The 16768-nt window shown below is 66.5% G+C and carries 13 protein-coding genes; 1 reads left to right on the top strand and 12 read right to left on the bottom strand.

Annotation, left to right across the window (positions count from 1 at the left end; all coding sequences use genetic code 11):
• Window positions 1–2: 2 nt before the first annotated feature.
• The 4 genes from GZ998_RS11900 to GZ998_RS11885 form a co-directional block, all read right to left on the bottom strand.
• The gene (locus tag GZ998_RS11900; RefSeq protein ID WP_219109953.1) at window positions 3–1676 is read right to left on the bottom strand and encodes a GTPase family protein; all 1674 of its coding nucleotides are present in this window, start codon (window positions 1674–1676) and stop codon (window positions 3–5) included.
• Window positions 1677–1702: 26 nt separating this feature from the next.
• Window positions 1703–3472 (bottom strand): dynamin family protein, encoded by a 1770-nt coding sequence (locus GZ998_RS11895; protein WP_219109952.1) that lies wholly within the window; start codon window positions 3470–3472, stop codon window positions 1703–1705.
• A gap of 3 nt (window positions 3473–3475) precedes the next feature.
• Window positions 3476–4900: a histidine--tRNA ligase gene (hisS, locus tag GZ998_RS11890; protein ID WP_161924081.1), complete on the bottom strand. Its 1425-nt coding sequence runs from the start codon at window positions 4898–4900 to the stop codon at window positions 3476–3478.
• Between the two features lie 222 nt (window positions 4901–5122).
• Window positions 5123–5947, bottom strand: coding sequence for an MBL fold metallo-hydrolase (locus GZ998_RS11885; protein ID WP_219109951.1), 825 nt, complete (start codon window positions 5945–5947; stop codon window positions 5123–5125).
• 225 nt (window positions 5948–6172) lie between these two features.
• Between GZ998_RS11885 and GZ998_RS11880 the strand changes: the two genes are divergently transcribed.
• Complete coding sequence (locus GZ998_RS11880; protein ID WP_219109950.1) at window positions 6173–7813, top strand: DUF349 domain-containing protein; 1641 nt, start codon at window positions 6173–6175, stop codon at window positions 7811–7813.
• Between the two features lie 110 nt (window positions 7814–7923).
• Here the strand turns inward: GZ998_RS11880 and GZ998_RS11875 are convergent, their stop codons facing one another.
• The 8 genes from GZ998_RS11875 to GZ998_RS11840 all read right to left on the bottom strand — a co-directional run bounded on the left by GZ998_RS11875 (window position 7924) and on the right by GZ998_RS11840 (window position 16507).
• The gene (locus GZ998_RS11875) at window positions 7924–8781 is read right to left on the bottom strand and encodes an RNA methyltransferase (RefSeq protein ID WP_219109949.1); all 858 of its coding nucleotides are present in this window, start codon (window positions 8779–8781) and stop codon (window positions 7924–7926) included.
• A 606-nt stretch (window positions 8782–9387) separates the two neighbouring features.
• Window positions 9388–10404 (bottom strand): hypothetical protein, encoded by a 1017-nt coding sequence (locus GZ998_RS13245; RefSeq protein ID WP_257505979.1) that lies wholly within the window; start codon window positions 10402–10404, stop codon window positions 9388–9390.
• Between the two features lie 6 nt (window positions 10405–10410).
• A complete protein-coding gene (locus GZ998_RS11865) occupies window positions 10411–11115 on the bottom strand; it encodes a hypothetical protein (RefSeq protein ID WP_219109948.1) in 705 nt (234 codons plus the stop codon).
• Between the two features lie 41 nt (window positions 11116–11156).
• The gene (locus GZ998_RS11860; RefSeq protein WP_219109947.1) at window positions 11157–11771 is read right to left on the bottom strand and encodes a hypothetical protein; all 615 of its coding nucleotides are present in this window, start codon (window positions 11769–11771) and stop codon (window positions 11157–11159) included.
• A 184-nt stretch (window positions 11772–11955) separates the two neighbouring features.
• Window positions 11956–12762, bottom strand: coding sequence for a hypothetical protein (locus GZ998_RS13240; protein ID WP_257505978.1), 807 nt, complete (start codon window positions 12760–12762; stop codon window positions 11956–11958).
• 224 nt (window positions 12763–12986) lie between these two features.
• The gene (locus GZ998_RS11850) at window positions 12987–13664 is read right to left on the bottom strand and encodes a hypothetical protein (RefSeq protein WP_219109946.1); all 678 of its coding nucleotides are present in this window, start codon (window positions 13662–13664) and stop codon (window positions 12987–12989) included.
• 40 nt (window positions 13665–13704) lie between these two features.
• Window positions 13705–14313: a hypothetical protein gene (locus tag GZ998_RS11845; RefSeq protein ID WP_219109945.1), complete on the bottom strand. Its 609-nt coding sequence runs from the start codon at window positions 14311–14313 to the stop codon at window positions 13705–13707.
• Between the two features lie 85 nt (window positions 14314–14398).
• On the bottom strand, window positions 14399–16507 hold the full coding sequence (locus GZ998_RS11840; protein WP_219109944.1) for a DUF6571 family protein: 2109 nt from the start codon (window positions 16505–16507) through the stop codon (window positions 14399–14401).
• Window positions 16508–16768: the final 261 nt, after the last annotated feature.

Raw genomic sequence — 16768 nt, 5'->3', positions numbered from 1 at the left:
GCTCAACGCGACGGCGGGCACAGAGTGTCCAGCAGGCCGCTCACCTCTGCGTAGCGCGCGAGCTCCTGCTCCAGGGGCGTCTCCACACTAGTGCTTACCACCTCGGCCACCGCCCGCTGCAGCCGTTCACGCGCACGCGCGCGACGACGGGCGGCGCCGACGCGCGCCAGGGCTGTTCCTGCCGCCGCCAGCGCCAGGCCTCCCAGCAAACCAGCCAGTAGCAGGATCGTCGGCCAGGGCACGTGTCCCCAGCGGGGCGGATCCACTGGCAGCAGCAGGTAGCGATCCATCAGGTACAGGACCGCCAGCCAGGCCCCACCGACCAGTGCCATCAGCGTGGTAAGCACCTGCGCGGCATTCGCCACCGCCCACCAGCGCGGAGAAGCCGCCTGCTCCAGGTCCGTGCGGGCCACGGCGGCGTCGAGCTGATCATAGAGCTGCTTCGCGCCCTCACGCAGGCGCGCTGTGGCCTGTTCCCGCGCGGCATCCGGCAGCTGGCGGGTCCGCGAGGCGGCGTAGGCCTCGGTGGCTACGCGCATGGCCGCGTCGGCGGCCACGTCCGGCGCTGGCAATGAGGTGCGCGCAACCACCGGCGTGGGGCCGTCAGGCGCAGGTCGGTGCCCGCGGACATCGGCCCCCAGGTGCATGGCGCGCAACGGATCACGGCGCAGCCGGGACACCCAGCGCGCAGGCAGCCAGCCGACGCGGCGGGCTGCCCCGAGCCGCATAGAGGCTCCGACGGCGTCGGCTATACGCTCCACGCCAATGGCGCGGCCGGCGGCCTGCACAACCGCCTCAAGGGAGGTATCCGCGGAAGGTCCGGGCGCATCCACCCCCTCCTGGGGGATTCGTTCCCGCACCAGCGCGGCCCAGGCCCTGGCGTCGGCGCACAGACGCGTGTGAGTCACGTCCTCGGCGTCGGCCACTGCACGGATGCGGGCACGCAGCTCCGGTACACCCTGCCCGGTGCGGGCACTGACCTGAATCACGTCCACACCCGCCATGCCCTCGGCGGCAAGCAGCCGGGTCAGGTCTTGCGTCGCCGCCTCACGGTCGCGGTCGCTGAGCCGGTCCACCTGGTTGAAGGCGACGACGGAAACGGCCGCGTGCTCCGCCATCGGCTCGATGAAGTCGTGATGAATCACGGCATCCGCGTACTTCTCCGGGTCCAGGACCCACACGAGGACGTCGACCAGCCCGGCGAGCCGCTCGGCTACGGCGCGATGCCGCGTGACATCGGAGTCGACATCGGGCAGGTCCAGCAGGACGGTGCTTGGTCCGACCCCAACGGCTGACGGGCCCCAGGAGGGAGTCTCGGGTATCCGGACGCGCTCGTGGACTCCGAGCCAGTCCAGGAGCCTGCCGACGGCGCTGTCTACCGCGGGTGGTGGCGCGGTAGGCAGCGCGGCAATCGGCTGGGTCGACGTCGGCCGGGTAACCGCGACCGGCGCCAGCTCGGCCCCACAGATCGCGTTGAAGAGGCTGGACTTGCCTGAGCCCGTTGCCCCTAGCAGCGCAACCACTCCGACGCCCGGGGCGATGAGGCGGCGCTGGCCGGCCCGCTCCACCAGGGCGCGCCCGGTATCGATCAGGTCTGCTGGCACGAGGCCCTCACCGACCTCAACCAGGCGGGCAAGCACCCCCAGGGGGTCCGCGGTCGAGATGGGGTCCGGCATAGGTGGCAGGCGCCGGTGGCTCCGGTTCACGCTCCACCCCCGGTCAGATACTCCACTGCCACGGCGGTCTCCCGCATGCGCGCCTGCAGCTGCTCGGAAGGTGGAGACGGGTCTGGAAGGGCGCGCGTGAAGACTGACTGCTGCTCGTTGAGGAAGACCGCTACCCGTTCGTCGAGGGCCAGGCGCGAGCGCCTGGCGAGGTCACGCATTGCCTGGTCGCCGAACACCGCCTCCAGCACGCGCTGCGCTACCAGGGCGGTGCCGCCAGCAATGCCCACCTCCACCCCGGTAAGGCCACCGGTGTGGGCGAATACGACGACCATGAGCGCGACACCGATCCCGTTGACCCCCAGGGACAGCAGGCGGGCGGTCAGGTGCTTATCCGCCCCCTCGGCGCGCACCAGGTCCAGCACGTCGCCCTGCCAGTCGCGCACGAGCTGCTCGGCGCGCCGAGCCTGCTGCGTCGGCGGCGGCAGCGCGGACAGTGCGGCTGACAACGGGTACGGGGCGGACCCCGCACGCCTCCAGGCCCGCTCAGTCTCCAGGCGGGCCTGCTGCACCTGGCTGAGTAGTAGTGAGGCCAGGGAGGACTCGATGGCCTCCTCAACACGCTCGGCAGGTGCGGGACGCCCCAGCACCGCGGCGGTGACGCGGTCACGCAGGCGGCTGACCTGCGACTGCAGTCCCCGCAGGAGCTCGCCGGTGCCGATCAGTTCCTGCCACCGGGCCAGGACCTCACCGCGCAGCAGTGAGCCGTCCTGCGTGGCGGCGGTGATCCGGTCACGGGCCTCCGCGTGGCACGCTGCGGCTGTGTCCGCCAAGCGCGTGCGCTCAGTCTCCTGCGCCCGCACCGCCTCCAGGACGGTGGCGGCGTCCTGTAGGGCGCGGGCCAGCGCTCCGGTGAGGGTGCGCCGGGCTACTTGACGTCGCACGGCGGCATCTGCCGCAAGCGTGCCGAGCCAGTGCCTGAGCGGTGCGACACTCGCGTCGGGCAGGAAACCGTCTGGATCCAGCGCGGTCTCCGGGATTACGAACACCGGCGAGGAGGACAGCCCGGCCGCCTGCAGGCGACGGCGCAAGTCCTCGCTGACGGCTTGAGCCGCCCCTTCGGGGACACGGTCCAGGACCACCGCGGTGACCACATCGCGGGCCGCTGCGGCATGCAGGTGCGCCCAGGCGACGGCGTCGGCGTAGCGGGAGGCTGTGGTGACGAAGATCCATAGGTCGGCGGCAGCCAGGAGCGTGGCAGCCAACTCCCGATTGTCGCTGACCACGGAGTCCACGTCAGGTGCGTCCAGGAGCGCCAGCCCCTGCGGAAGCGCGGAGCAGGACCGGATCTCAACCTCCCGGGGCGTGCGTGCACCCGCGGGCGTCGGGGGCGAGCCCTCGGTGACGCGCACGTGCGCCAGCGAGCCAAGCACCCGGTCGCCGTCGAACCAGGCGCCGTCACCGGTGGCGTGCAGCAGCAGGGGGCGCCGCGTTGTTGGCCGAACCGCCGAGGAGACGGCCACGTGCCGCCGCACGAGGGAGGACACGAGTACGGACTTGCCCGCTCCGGTTGAGCCTCCGACCACCGCAAGCAGAGGCGCGTCCATCGCGTTGACGCGGGGCAGCACGTAGTCGCCCAGCTGGTCGCCCACGATTCTGGCGGTGCGCTCGGCCGCGGCTGTATCCGGCAGCGCGTACGGCAGGGACAGCGCCGCCAGGTCCCCCTGGAGGCGGCGCAGGGCAGTCTCGGCGCCGGCACCGTCCACGTCACGCCCAGGCGCCTGCGCTGCTCCCGCGTCAGCGCTCATGGCTCAGCTCCGCTCCCCCGCACGGCCGGCGGCATCGTCGGCTGCGTGCAGCCTGGGAGCGAGGTCCGCCTGATCGGCGGGCCACCAGGTGGCTGGCTCCGCCTGTACCTGCTCACCGGTGCGGATGTCCTTGACCGAGCCGGGCTCGCCGTCGGCGCCCGGGAACCACACGAAGGGAATACCGCGCTTGTCCGCGAAGCGGATCTGCTTGCCGTACTTCGCCGCCGTCGGGGACACATCCGCGGCAATGCCCCGGGCACGCAACTGGTCGGCGACGGCGTCGGAGGCAGACCGGTGCGCCTCATCGGTGACCGCGACCAGTACGGCCGTGGGCACGGCGCGCGTCACGTCCAGCATGCCGGCGCCAATTACGCGCGCGAGCAGGCGGGAGACGCCGATCGAGATGCCCACTCCGGGGAAGGTGCGCTTGCCGTCGGATGCCAGGGAGTCGTAGCGGCCGCCGGAGCACACCGAGCCCAGGTCCTCGTGGCCGGCCATGAAGGACTCGTAGACGGTGCCCGTGTAGTAGTCCAACCCGCGGGCGATCTTGAGGTCGGCGACGATGGCGCCGGGGCGGCGGTGCGCGGCGGAGCGCAGCAGCTCGGCCAGCTCGTCCAAGCCCTGGACCAGCAACTCGCTGGGGTCGGCGCCGTTGAGCGCGGCCAGGACATCTGCGCGCAGCTGCTCGGCGTCAGCGCCGGTGATCCGCGCCAGCCGCAGGGCCGCGTCCGCCTGCTCCTCCGTGATGCCGACGCCGTCAACCAGCTCGGTGGCCACCCGGCCGGCCCCGATCTTGTCTAGCTTGTCGACCACGCGCAGCACCTCCGCCAGCTTCTCCTCGCCGACGCCGACCGACTGGTAGAAGCCCTGGGCGACCTTCCGATTGGACACGTGGATGGTGACGGCCGGGATCGGCAGTGCGGAGAGAGCCTCGTGCATGACCAGTGGCATCTCCACGTCGTGGAACAGCGGCAGGCTGCCATCACCGACCACGTCGATATCCGCCTGGACGAACTCGCGGAAGCGGCCCTCCTGCGGGCGCTCGCCGCGCCAGACCTTCTGGATCTGGTAGCGCTTGAACGGGAAGTGCAGGGTGCCCGCATTGTCCAGCACGTAGCGGGCGAAGGGGACGGTCAGGTCGAAGTGGAGGCCGAGCTGCTTGCTCGGGTCCGTCTCCTCCGCCTCGCCGGGATCAGCCTGCAAGCGTGAGAGCAGGTAGACCTCCTTACTGGTCTCACCCTTGCGAGTCAGCTCTGACAGCGGCTCGACGGCCCGGGTCTCGATCCCGCTGAATCCGTGCAGTTCGAAGGTACGGCGCAGGGTGTCGAGGAACTGCTGCTCGACGATGCGGGCGGCGGGAAGCCACTCGGGGAAGCCTGAGAGAGACGATTGCGCCTGTCGGACCTGTGCTGGAGCCATGGGCCGCATTGTGTCATGCCGTCTTGCCGAACCATGACACCGCCGGCAACAACCGACGCCAGGCGCACGCGTACAGGCTCTGTTGCCTCGTTGCCTCTGTTGCGAACTTTTGCACCCTGGTGAACGCCTATATGCCGCACACCAGGGTGCAAACGGTCGTAGTAGAGGCGAGTGCCGGCGCTCACGCGCCGGTCTCGCCGTGTCTTGCGCCGTGCCCGCCCCGACCGGCGCTCACGCACCGGTCTCGCCGCCGCGCACCTTGGCCTCGGCCAGGTAGGGGTTGGCATGGTGCTCGTGAGCCATGGTGGTGGCTGCACCATGCCCGGGCAGCAGCACTGTGTCGGGATCTACGGCGCTGGCCAGCAGCCGCAGCGTCGCCCACATCTGGTACTGGTCCCCGCCGGGCAGATCTGTGCGGCCCACACTGCCCTTGAAGATCACATCCCCGTCCAGCGCTACTAGGTAGTCACGTTCGTCAGCGTCGGCGGGATCATCCAGCGCCTCCGCCTCGAACAGCAACTGGTTATCGCCAAGCCTGGCGTTTAGGAAGAACAGCGTGGAGCCCTCCGAGTGCCCGGGTGCCGGCACTGCCCGGACGGCCACACCAGGAACCAACTCAACCGCGTGGACAAAGCCGTCCTGCGGGAAGGGACGCACATCCGCCGGGCGCAGCCAGGCGCTGCCGGCGAGGTCCGCGAAGGTCTTACCGTCAACCGTGATTCCAGTAGTGGCGGCGGGGTCGTCGAGGCGGTAATGATCCGGCTGGGGAATGTATACCGGCACGCTGGTGGGGTCCGCCGTGCCGCCCGGCCCGGCATCCACGCGTCCCTCGGTCACTGCGGCGTCGATCAGGCGCTGAGCGTCCCAGACGTGGTCGGCGTGCCCGTGGGTAAGCAGGATGGCCCCCAACCGCAGGTGACTCGAGCGCATCAGCGCCATCGCGCCGCGGGCGGCTCCGGCACCCGGATCCACCACCAGCGCCGGGGCTCCCGGCTCAGCGGCCAGGACGTAACAGTTGGATCCGAAAACGGCAGCAAGGGTGCGCTCAATGAGCATGGCCGCAATCGTAGCGGAACTATAGGAGTGGCTTACGCCACCGCACTGTCCGCTACGGGGTGATTCGCGAACAACCACTGCGGTTCCCCGTCACCCGGCCGACGGGTAGGCTCGGCACCAACTGCCGCCCTCCGGCGGCGTGTCGTCGTCCGGCCGTGTGCCGGACGTGAACGGAACGGAGCGGAACCTCCCGCCCCAACCCCGTCAGATCCGTGAAGGAGCGCAATGACCGAGCAGACACAGCCCCAGGCCGAGTCCACCACACCCGAGGTGGAGCCCGCGGCCGCCGCCGGGCAGGCTGCTACCCCAACTACGCCTGCGGCACCCGCTGCCGACGAGCAGGCCACCACCACCGACGCCCCCCAGCCCGTACAGTCGTCCGCCGCGCCGACGCCGGAACCCGCCGAGACGTCATCGCAGGACACTGCCGCGACTGAGCCTCAGGAAGAGACGGCGCCGCAGCAGACGCAGCCCGATGCGTCCTCTTCGCAAGCGGACTCGCCTGCGTCGGACGACGCCGCACCGACGGCTGAGCCACAGCCTGCAGCCGATGACAAGCCTGCAGACAGCCAGCAGGCCAACGAGCAGCCCGCACCGACCGAGCCGGAGATCGACCCGGAGGCCGCCATGGACGCTGCCAAGTGGGGCCGGGTGGACGGCGAGGGCCGCGTCTACGTGCAGGACGGCGGCACCGAGCGTGAAGTCGGCCAGTTCCCCGGCGTCCCGATCGCCGAGGCCATGGCCTACTACGTGCGCCGCTACCTGGACCTGAGCTCCAACGTGGACCTGTTCGCGGCCCGGCTGCCGCACCTGTCGGTACGGGAGATCGACTCCACCATCAAGAATCTGGAGGAGTCCCTCAAGGAGCCCACCGCCGTCGGCGACCTGGAGGCTCTGCGCGCTCGGTTCGCGGCCCTGAAGTCGGTGGCCGTGGAGCGTCGCCAGGCGGTCGCCGCGGAGCGCGCAGCCGCTAAGGAGCAGGCACTGAAGGACCGCACCGCAATCGTGGAACGTGCCGAGGCCGTCGCCGCCCAGGACCCGGCCCGCACCCAGTGGAAGTCCTCCGGTGCGCAGCTGCGCACCCTGCTGGAGCAGTGGAAGGAGGCGCAGCGCCGGGGCCCGCGCCTGGACCGCTCGTCAGAGGACGCCCTGTGGAAGCGGTTCAGCCACGCCCGCACCACCTTCGACCGCCACCGCCGCCAGTACTTCAGCGAACTGGACGCCAAGCAGGCCAAGGTGAAGGCCGCCAAGGAGGCGCTGATCAAGCGCGCAGAGGAGCTGTCCAACTCCACGGACTGGGCCGGAACGTCGGCCCGCTACCGCGAGCTCATGAACGAGTGGAAGAAGGCCGGCCGCGCCTCCCGCAAGGAGGACGACGCCCTGTGGGAGCGTTTCCACGCCGCCCAGCAGGTCTTCTACGACGCCCGCCGGGCCAAGGACGAGGCTACCGACGCCGAGTACGCCGACAACCTGAAGGTCAAGGAGGAGCTGGCCGCCAAGGCTGAGGCGCTGCTCCCGATTAAGGACTCCAAGGCCGCCCGCAAGGCGCTGCGGCCCATCCAGGAGGCATGGGACGAGACGGGCCGCGTGCCCCGCAACGCGGTGCGTCGGCTGGAGTCGCGCATGCGCGCCGTCGAGGATGCTCTGCGCCGGGCGGAGCAGGCCGAGTGGCGCCGCACGGATCCGGAGACTCAGGCTCGTGCCCAGGGGCTGGCCAGCCAGCTGGAGGATTCCATTGCTGGGCTCGAGGCCGATCTGGCCGCAGCCAGGCAGTCCGGTGATGCCAAGGCGCAGGCGCAGGCCGAGGCGGCACTGACTGCACGGCGGGCCTGGCTCGACCAGGTACGCCGCACAACCCGCGCCTGATCCGCCCGGCACCTCCGGCCACAACGACGGCGGGCCTCCTCCTCCCGGTGAGGATGGGGCCCGCCGTCGTGCTATGCGGCGCGCATCGCGGGGCTGCGGTTCGGTGCTGGCTACTGGGCAGTCGGCGCCAGGTTGCGCCAGGCGCGGCGGTGTAGCAGCACACCTGCGGCAACCGATACGTTCAGCGACTCCACCGCCGGGTTCATCGGGATGCTCACTGCCGCCTGCGCCAGTGCCCGGGCCTGCGGCGTCAGCCCGGTAGTCTCGGCCCCCAGGATCAGGGCGAGCCTGCCCTCCCAGGCCGAGAGCCGGTCTAGCGAGCCCGTCGCCCCGGCGTCCACTGCGGCCACATGCCCGCCGGCGCGGGTGAAGTCGGCGATCAGTGCCTGCACCTGCGGCCAGTCCATCAGCGCCACCGGCACCGAGAAGACGTAGCCCCGGCTGGCGCGGATCAGGCGCCGGTCCGCGATGGAGGCCAGCCCGGAGCCCACCAGCACGATCCCGGCGGCGCCAAAGGCGTAGGCACTGCGGGCGATCGCCCCGATATTGCCAACGATCCGCACGCCGTCAAGAATCAGCAGGTCGCCGTCGGCCTCAAGCAGCTGCTCGGGCTCCACCGGTGCAGGCACGCGGGCCACGCCGAATATCTCCGGGCGCTTGTCGGACCGGAATAGCTCAGTCGCCAGGCCGGCGGCCATGACAGTGACAGGAACCCGTCTACGCTCGCACTCGGCCACAAGCTCCCGGGGCGGGCGCACTGAGTCCAGGACATACACCTCGGAGAGCCTCAGCCCCGCCCGCATAGCATTCAGTAGCGGCTCCGGGTCCTCCACCAGCACGGATTTACTGGGACGCCCCGCAACCTTCGCCAGGTCAGCAATCCGCTGCGCGGCCGGCGCCGACCTGTCGGTGAGGGCCCTTTCTCCGGGGATGTCCCCGTAACCGTCCTCGGCGGTCTTCCCGGCCATCTCAAGTCCTCTCCTTGCGGGTCACTCGGTGCGCGGCGAGTCTAGCCGGTCAGAGCTGCGTGATCGTGATTGCGCCGGATCCTCCTCCCGGACCGTCCAGACCATGAATTGACCCCGGGTCATCATCGGCGCCACGGTTGAGTTGCGCGTTCACCTCCCCTACTGGCTCTTCCGGTTTGAGGGTGGTGGTTGTGCCCGAGTGAGGTGTCTGGTGCGTCGGCTGGGCGTTAACAACGCTACTTAACGTGCTGCTGTATACCTGCGGGCCCTTCAGCAGGCCGTTAACGGGCGTTGTTAACCCCGAAGTGGCGTAGCAGACGGTACCGTTGCCGGGTACCGGGACGCGGTCCCCAAGTCCGCCGCGGCAAACCGCAGGCTCACCCGCACCATCAATTAGCCCGCACCCCGCCGAGGTCACAGCCAAACACGCGGATACGACAGCCCAAGCACGCTGCCTCGAACCTGCGGCCTGGCATACCGCCAAGAGCAACCTAACCTGGCTGACTAATCCCGGCTGATCGCAATGACACCGTCTTTGCCTACATCACCGTCCCCTCGACCTGGGGCGCCGCCGCCGGCCCATCCCACACGAGCCTCCCTGTGATGTCATGGTTGTTTGGTTGGTCTTGTGTTGAGGGTTTGGATTTCGGCTACGGGGATGGTGGTGGTTGTGGTGGTGGTGAGGGGGTTGAGGGTGCCGGCTTGTCCGGTGGTTGAGGTCCAGGTGGCGGTGTAGGAGATGCTGGCGTCCAGTGGGGTGACGGAGTCTTGCAGGTGGGCGGAGCTGCGGGTGAACATGATCATGCAGTTGGTGCCCAGGTGGTCGTTTTGCTGGGTCCAGGGGATGCCGAATCCGGTGCAGTCGACCTCGCTGTCGGGGGCTGATAGGTCGAGCCTGGTGGAGCCGGCGGTGGCCTGGATCTGCACTCGGCTGGGGGTGTTGTTGGTGGTCCAGATCCAGGTGGCGAAGCCGACCACGGTTGCCTGCCTGCTGCCGACCTTGGGGTTGTAGTCGATGGTGGGGGCGGGGATGCTGGCGCCTTCCCAGACGGTGGTGGCCAGGGTGGCGGGGTCGATGTGCGGGGCCGGCGGGGAATCATCGGTGGCGACCCAGATGACTGTGGGGTTGTTGCTGTTGAACTCGTGCTGTGCCTTCACGAAGCTCTGGGAGTCGGGAAACACCGAGGGATCACAGTAGGAGCGCCACCACTTGCCATTGGTGTCCTCGGCGTGGTCCTCCCAGTCGGCGTACAGGGGCTTGACTCCGGGGGCGTCTTCGGGGGCGTTGCGGAAGCTCTCGGGCTCCTGGCGGTAGATCGCTGCGATCTCGGGGCCGGTGTAGGTCGGCTTGTACCCGCATGAGGGCGGAACCTGCACAACCTGGCCGGAGGAAGTCACTGCCTGGCTGGCAGGTGTGCTACCGGGGGAGGTGTAGGTCACGGTCACCGAAGCCTCAATCGACCCACCACCATCACCAGACGACGACACACCAGCAGACGGCGAGCCGGCCCGAGAGCCCTGGTTTATAGCCACCTGCTGCGCGTATGAGTTGCCGTTGATTAGGAGGGCTGACGCCAGGGCGAGGACGGCGGCGAGCAGGGCATGGATCGTCCGGGAACGCATCGACCATCACTCCGCAGTGCACTTGTCGTTGGAGACTGTGGTTTCGGCGGTGGTGAGCCAGTTTCCGTCCGGGCCTGGGACCATGATCACGTGGTACTCCGCGTAGCCTTGGTAATCGGGCCCGGTGATGTCGTTGCCGTCGGCATCGGCGACAGTGACTTGCGTACGGTCACTGCAGGAGTTGAGTTCTGCGTAGGTGCCGTCATCGGCGACGGAAACCTCGGTGATTGTCACTCGCAGGGGCGGGTGCAGGCGCAGGCCGTTCAGGGCGCGAGCGTCCTGCTCAATCGTGACCAGCGCGTCGCCTGTTGCGACGGCGGGGAGGTTTTCGATGCCTTGGCCGGTGGACCAGATGCGCCAGGTGACCTGGTCGTAGGCGACATAGTCGACCAGTGCCTTGGTCTGGGCCTCGGTGAGGTCCTTGGGGATGGAGACCATGTGATAGCCCAGCTCCTGATCAGACAACGACTCCGGCGTGGGCGCAGCAGCAGACACCGAAGCCGCAGCCGACGCAGATGCCGACCCGGCGGCCGCGGACTCCGACGCCTCCGCTGACGCCGCAGCCCCCGGATCATAGGTAGGGATACTCAGGGGATTGTCATCGGAATCAGACGAGCACGCCACCAGAGGCGCACAGGCCAGCAACACCGCCAGCAGGCCAACTACTAGCCGGTGCCGACAGGGGCGGGACAGGTGTGTTGATAGTTGCATGCTAGACAGCTCTCCTTTGCAGCGCGGGGTGTAGGGGTTGGTTAGTCGTCTGGGTCGGTGGCTTCGCTCTCGGCTTCGGGCGTGGGCGAGGGAACTACGACGCGTGTACTGGTTGTGGAGGCCAGTTCGGGTATGCTCGCCAGGGCAGGCTCAAGAACGGCGTGGAACTTGTCCACCTGCTCATCCAGGTTCTCTGGTGGGCCCCAGTAGTTCAGTCGGGCCAGGAGCACCTGGGTGTCGTTGTACCGCCAGGCCACATAGATCTCTACGCTGTCGGTCCATGCCCAGCCCTCACCCTCCAGACCCTCGAAAGTCACCTCCTGGGCGGTGTCGGGGAACTCAACAGGAATATCATCGAACTCCACCAGCTCGTAACCGGTATCAAAAGGTGTGCTGATGCCGTAGTCGATGTTGAGCAACCCGAAGGGGTCACTGTCGGATTCCATGTTGCAGCTGTAGCGGTAACCTGACTCGCCGGTTTCCACATTCGACGTGGAGCCGGTGCTGTAGCTGTACCAGTAGGTGTCGAATCCGAGGGCGTTCTGGAGGTCCTGGTTGGGGAAGACACCACAGATAGTCTCATCCGCCAGCGGCGTATCCGGCGGCGGTGTGAGCTCACCCGAACCATTAATGAGCCCACACCCTGCCGAAATCACGACCAAGCATGAGGCAACGACAACAGCCCAAGCACGTCTGCCTGGAATCCGCAATTCGGCACGCCTCCGAATGACATGACCTCGCTGTCTAGTCTCGCTTGATTGCGGCCTCACCATTCGTGCCTCCCTTCTCCGCCACAGACCAGGACCACCCACCATCGACACCAGCCTCCACACGTCATCCCTACGGCTCCGTACTTGGCCTGGTGTTGATGGCCTGGATCTCCGCCACCGGGATGCTGGTGGTCGCCGACATGGTGTGGGTGTCCATGGTTCCGGTGGCCCCGTCGCTGGCGGTGTAGCTGATCGCGTAGGACACCTTCACGTCCACCGGCGTCACAGAGTCCTTGAAGTGGGCACTGGAGCGGTTGAAGACGATCATGCAGTCCGTACCCCTGGAGTCGTTCTCCTGGCTCCACGGGACCCCGAACCCCGTGCACTTGGCGGCGCCGTCCTTGGGCTGCAAAGTCAGCATCGAAGCCGTCGCCGTGATCGTAGCCGTAGTCGACCCCGCCGTAGCCGACACCTGCACCTCCCTGGGCGTGTCACCAGTGGCCCACACCCAGGTATCCCAGCCCACAATCGTGGCCCCCACATCCCCATACATCGGGTTATACGAGATCGTCGCCGTAGGGATCGTCACCGCATCCCACGCAGCCTGAGCCAGAGTCGCCCCGTCGATCACCGGCTCCGGGGGCGCCTGGCCGTCAGGCAGGTAGACCGGAGTCCTGCCCTCCAGCCACGCCCGGGCGTAGTCGTTGTAATCCCTGGGGTCATCACCCAGGAAGTACTTGTAGTCGCACGTGGCACGGTACCAGTGCCCGCCAGTGTCGTCGGCGTACTGCTCATAGCCCACGAACATCCCCCCGACCGCCTCGGCCATCTCCGGCCCACCACCCTCGATCATCGCGGCCGTATCCGCACCCGAGCGCAGCCGCACGTACCAGCACACCGGATGCACCGCAGTAGTCACCGACTGCGAAGACACCATCGCGCCACCACCACCAGAACCAGCCGACCCATCCGCCGCAGCCGACGTGGAGGTCGCCATGACACTAATCGTCACCGAACCATCCCCACCCTGCACAACCGAACCAGAAGACGAACTCACTTCCATTCCTTTGACTTGGTTGGCCCAAGCAGGCGATGAACCGACCAGAAGCAAAAGGGCGAGAAAGGGTGAAACAACAACAGACAATCGCCTATATAACTTCACTACTCGACCACGCATTCGTTGAGGGAGAGTCGATTTTCCTCAGATTCCTTCCATGTTCCATCCTCGTAAGTCATTGTAATCAAGACCTCATAGCGCCCCTGGAGTGTCTCCGGGTCAGAATTATCTTGCCCTGAAGCGTCATACGAAACCAGATCGGACCGGTCGTCACAAATTAGCACCTGAGCGTTAGTCGCATCGTAGACAAATACCGCAGTGACCGATACACGCAAGTCGCCTTCCACTGTTTCACCTTTGACTTGCTCGTAACTGTTTTTAAGACTCTGGTAGGTTTCTTCGACCATGAGGGGTTCGGCGTTTTCTACACCGGTGCCGGTGAACCAGATGTTCCAGGTGACCTGGTCGTAGTGGATGAAGGCCTTGAGTACCTCGGTCTGCAGCTCGTCCAGGTCCTCGGGGATGGAGGTGACCTGGTAGCGGTCGGTGGACAGCGACTCGGCTGTCACCACGCCGGCCGCCTCAGCGGAAGCCGCAGCCGACGCGGACTCCGACGCCTCCGCTGACGCCGCAGCCTCCGGATCATAGGTAGGGATACTCAAGGGATTGTCATCGGAGTCAGACGAGCACGCCACCAGAGGTGCACAGGCCAGCAACAGTGCCAGCAGGACAGCCGCCGGGCGATGCCGACCGGGACGCGATACACGGGTTGAGGGTTGCATGCTGAATGGTTCTCCTTATGGTTCGGCGCAGTGACAGGAATCAGTCGTCGGCGCTGGTGGCCGCATCCTCGGCCTCAGGCGTAGGGGAGGGAACTACGACGCGTGTACTGGTTGTGGAGGCCAACTCGGGGATGCTCGCCAGGGCAGGCTCAAGAACGGCATGGAACCTGTCCACCTGCTCATCCAGGTCCTCTGGTGGGCCCCAGTAGGTCAGGCGAGCCAGCAGCACCTGGGTGTCGTTGTACCGCCAGGCCACATAGATCTCAACGCTGTCGGTCCATGCCCAGCCCTCACCCTCCACACCCTCAAAAGCCACCTCCCGGGCGGTATCAGGGTACGAGGCAGGAACCTCGTCAAATATAACCGGCCCATCGCTGGTATAAAGCTTTATACTGATGCCGTAGCGGATTTCAATCAGTCCGAAGGGATCGCGATCAGAGTCCATATCGCAGCGGTAGCTGTAACCGGTCTCCCCGGTTTCAACGTTCGATGTGGGGCTGGTGATGTAGCTGTACCAGTAGGTGTTGAAACCTAGGCTCTCCTGGAGGTCCCGGTTGGGGAAGACACCACAGATAGTCTCATCCGCCAGCGGCGTATCCGGAGACGGCGTGGGCTCACCCGAACCACTAAAGACACCACACGCAGCCAAAGAAACGACTAGACACACTGCCACGGCGACTCGACCGCACCACCAGCGCGACTGCCGCCGGGCACTGTAGCAAGAGCGTGTAATTTTACCCCCTTTTGATGGTGATATCACCGTCCTTACCTCCTTCACCGTCACTGCCCTGGACCAGGCGCTGCCCTTTGCCAATACCGTCATCGATGGCTCCGTCGGCACCGGTGAGGACGTTGTCAGGGTCATGTTCGGGACCGATATCGTCGGCCCAGTAGTGGATCTGCTTGTTCTGCTCATCTGTAGGTGGGTTGTCGAGGTTGAAGGTGGTGGTGCCGTCGGGGTTGGTGGTGTACCACGAGTAAGGCTTACCGCTGCCCGAATGCTGGAGATACTCTGAGTCGAAGGCCTCCGGGTCGGTGATCAGCCCTTGGTTGACGGCCTCGGCGTATGCCTGTGACTCCAGCGAGGAGGGGGTGCCGGTATCGGGGACGTCAACATCGGGGAGGTCGTCGGGGGTGAGCTGGTCGACCATTATCGGCTTGGTCACGGTCTTGCCCACATCCCAGGCTAGTTTCACACCTTTGCCGGTTACGCCGGCACCAACCACGGTAGTCAGCACGCTCACCATGGTGCCCATCGCGTCCTCGGCAGCCTTCTTCTCGGCCGCAGAGGCCTCCTCAAGATCAACCAGGCGCTCACTTCCGATCGCATCCAGATACCCATACACACACCCGATCTCCTCGTACTTGTCCTCAAGCTGTTCCGAGTCGGTGATGTTGGGGTACTCGGCCATGGCGGCACTGGTGAAGGCGGAGGTGATAGTGGCGGCGGCGTTCTCGTTATCAATGAGCCGGTAGACCAGCGTGCTGTACAAACTGGCGTCATCCATCTCACCAGCCAGGCTTAATTGTTCGGGGGACGCACCAATGGCGACTTTGACGCCCTGATCGGCGGTGTTGGCCACCACCACGGACAGGTTCTCCTTCATAGTCTCGGTGTAGTTCGCGAAGGGCACCTGGTCGACGGCGAACTCCATGGACCTGGCCACGGCCCAGGTGGCCGCGGCGGCGGTGTCCGCATCCCCGCTGCCACGCATGGCCGAGTTACCCGCCATGGCGGCGGTAAAACCGTCCAGGCCGACCTCACTGTCCCACTCCCGCCCCGTCAACAACTCCCACCGCTTCTCGGACTGCTCCCCAGGCACCCACTGCCCGCCACTCATCTGCCCATCCGGGTTGAGGTACTTGAAGGCAGCCTCAGGATTGTTACCCATGGCCATCGTCACCCCATACAAGGGATCCATCGAGTAGCCCTGCAGCGCGGTGCCCTCGTTGTATATGAAGCCGTAGACGGGGTGGTTCCAGCCGTGCAGGGAGTTGGGGGTGGTGCTGGCGGCTGATCCATCGAAGGGCAGGTCCTCCAAGCGGTCGGCCAGATCAACCAACGTGGCTGTGTCATACACCGCCCCATCCACGGCCATCAGGGCGTTCAGTGCCGACATCCGCCCCCGGTGCCCCTTGACCGTCACCGCCTGATACATCGCATCCGACCAGGAGTCATGACCCGCGGGCGCCTTGCCGGACTGGGTTGCCGAGGCCAGCACCCGCCCCAACACATTGACAGCCCGATCAACAGCCTCTTGATCGATGGAGATCTGGTCGCCACTAGCAGTCGTGTAATGCCACTGCAGCTGCAGCAGCTCATCCAGGTACCCGTCCACACCACCCAGGGTCTGAACCACCGCATACCCGTAGGCGGGCACGTCCTGGTTGTTCTCCATGTCATTGAGGATCTCCTCGACGGTGCGCCCGTCCTCGGAAACGCCATCGGCGCTCTTACGTGCCTGCTGCAGCGCCTCTGCGTCCTTCGCGCCGTTGGCTACCGCGTTACCGTTGTAGGCCTTGACGTTACCTGGGGTGTCCTCCACCCCGTCGGGCAAGTAGTAGGAGATCATGTCACCGTCCATCGGCGTGATCCCGTTGGAGTTCATCTCCACGGCCTGATCCAGCCGCACCTGCAGCTCCTCTGCCGTCCGTGACAGGTCACTGATACGCGTCCGGGGAACCGACCACCACTCGACCTTGTCACGGATCTCGGCAGGATCGCCGTACTGGTAGTTACTCCTGCTAATGGAGTCCAACTCATCGTTATTCGAGGAAACGAAACTCTTCAGAGCGTCAATGAATGCCCGTAGGTCTTCCTCATGCAAATAGACATAAGCCATGTGTTACTCCTGAAAGACTTGACTAGCGACCCTCGTTGAACACCTGAGCACAAAGACAATACGCCCCGCATGCTGTGGTAAGGTCACGCACGAGCGCATCAACCGGCAGACAGCGGCCAGCAGTACGCTCAAGCATCCAGAGCGCCCTCCAGGTCGTACCAATCATTATAGATTGAGCGTTTCTCATCAGGGTTGAGGGGGTGCGGGTTGGGATCGTTGGGATGGTGCGGGAAGGTGGGTGTGTCGTTGGTGGGTGCACGC

Origin of the sequence: Actinomyces sp. 594 (assembly GCF_019325145.1) — a bacterium.
In the GTDB taxonomy this organism is placed as follows: domain Bacteria; phylum Actinomycetota; class Actinomycetes; order Actinomycetales; family Actinomycetaceae; genus Actinomyces.
The sequence above is the reverse complement of the archived record's forward strand: the minus strand, read 5'-3'. Positions and strand labels throughout refer to the sequence as shown.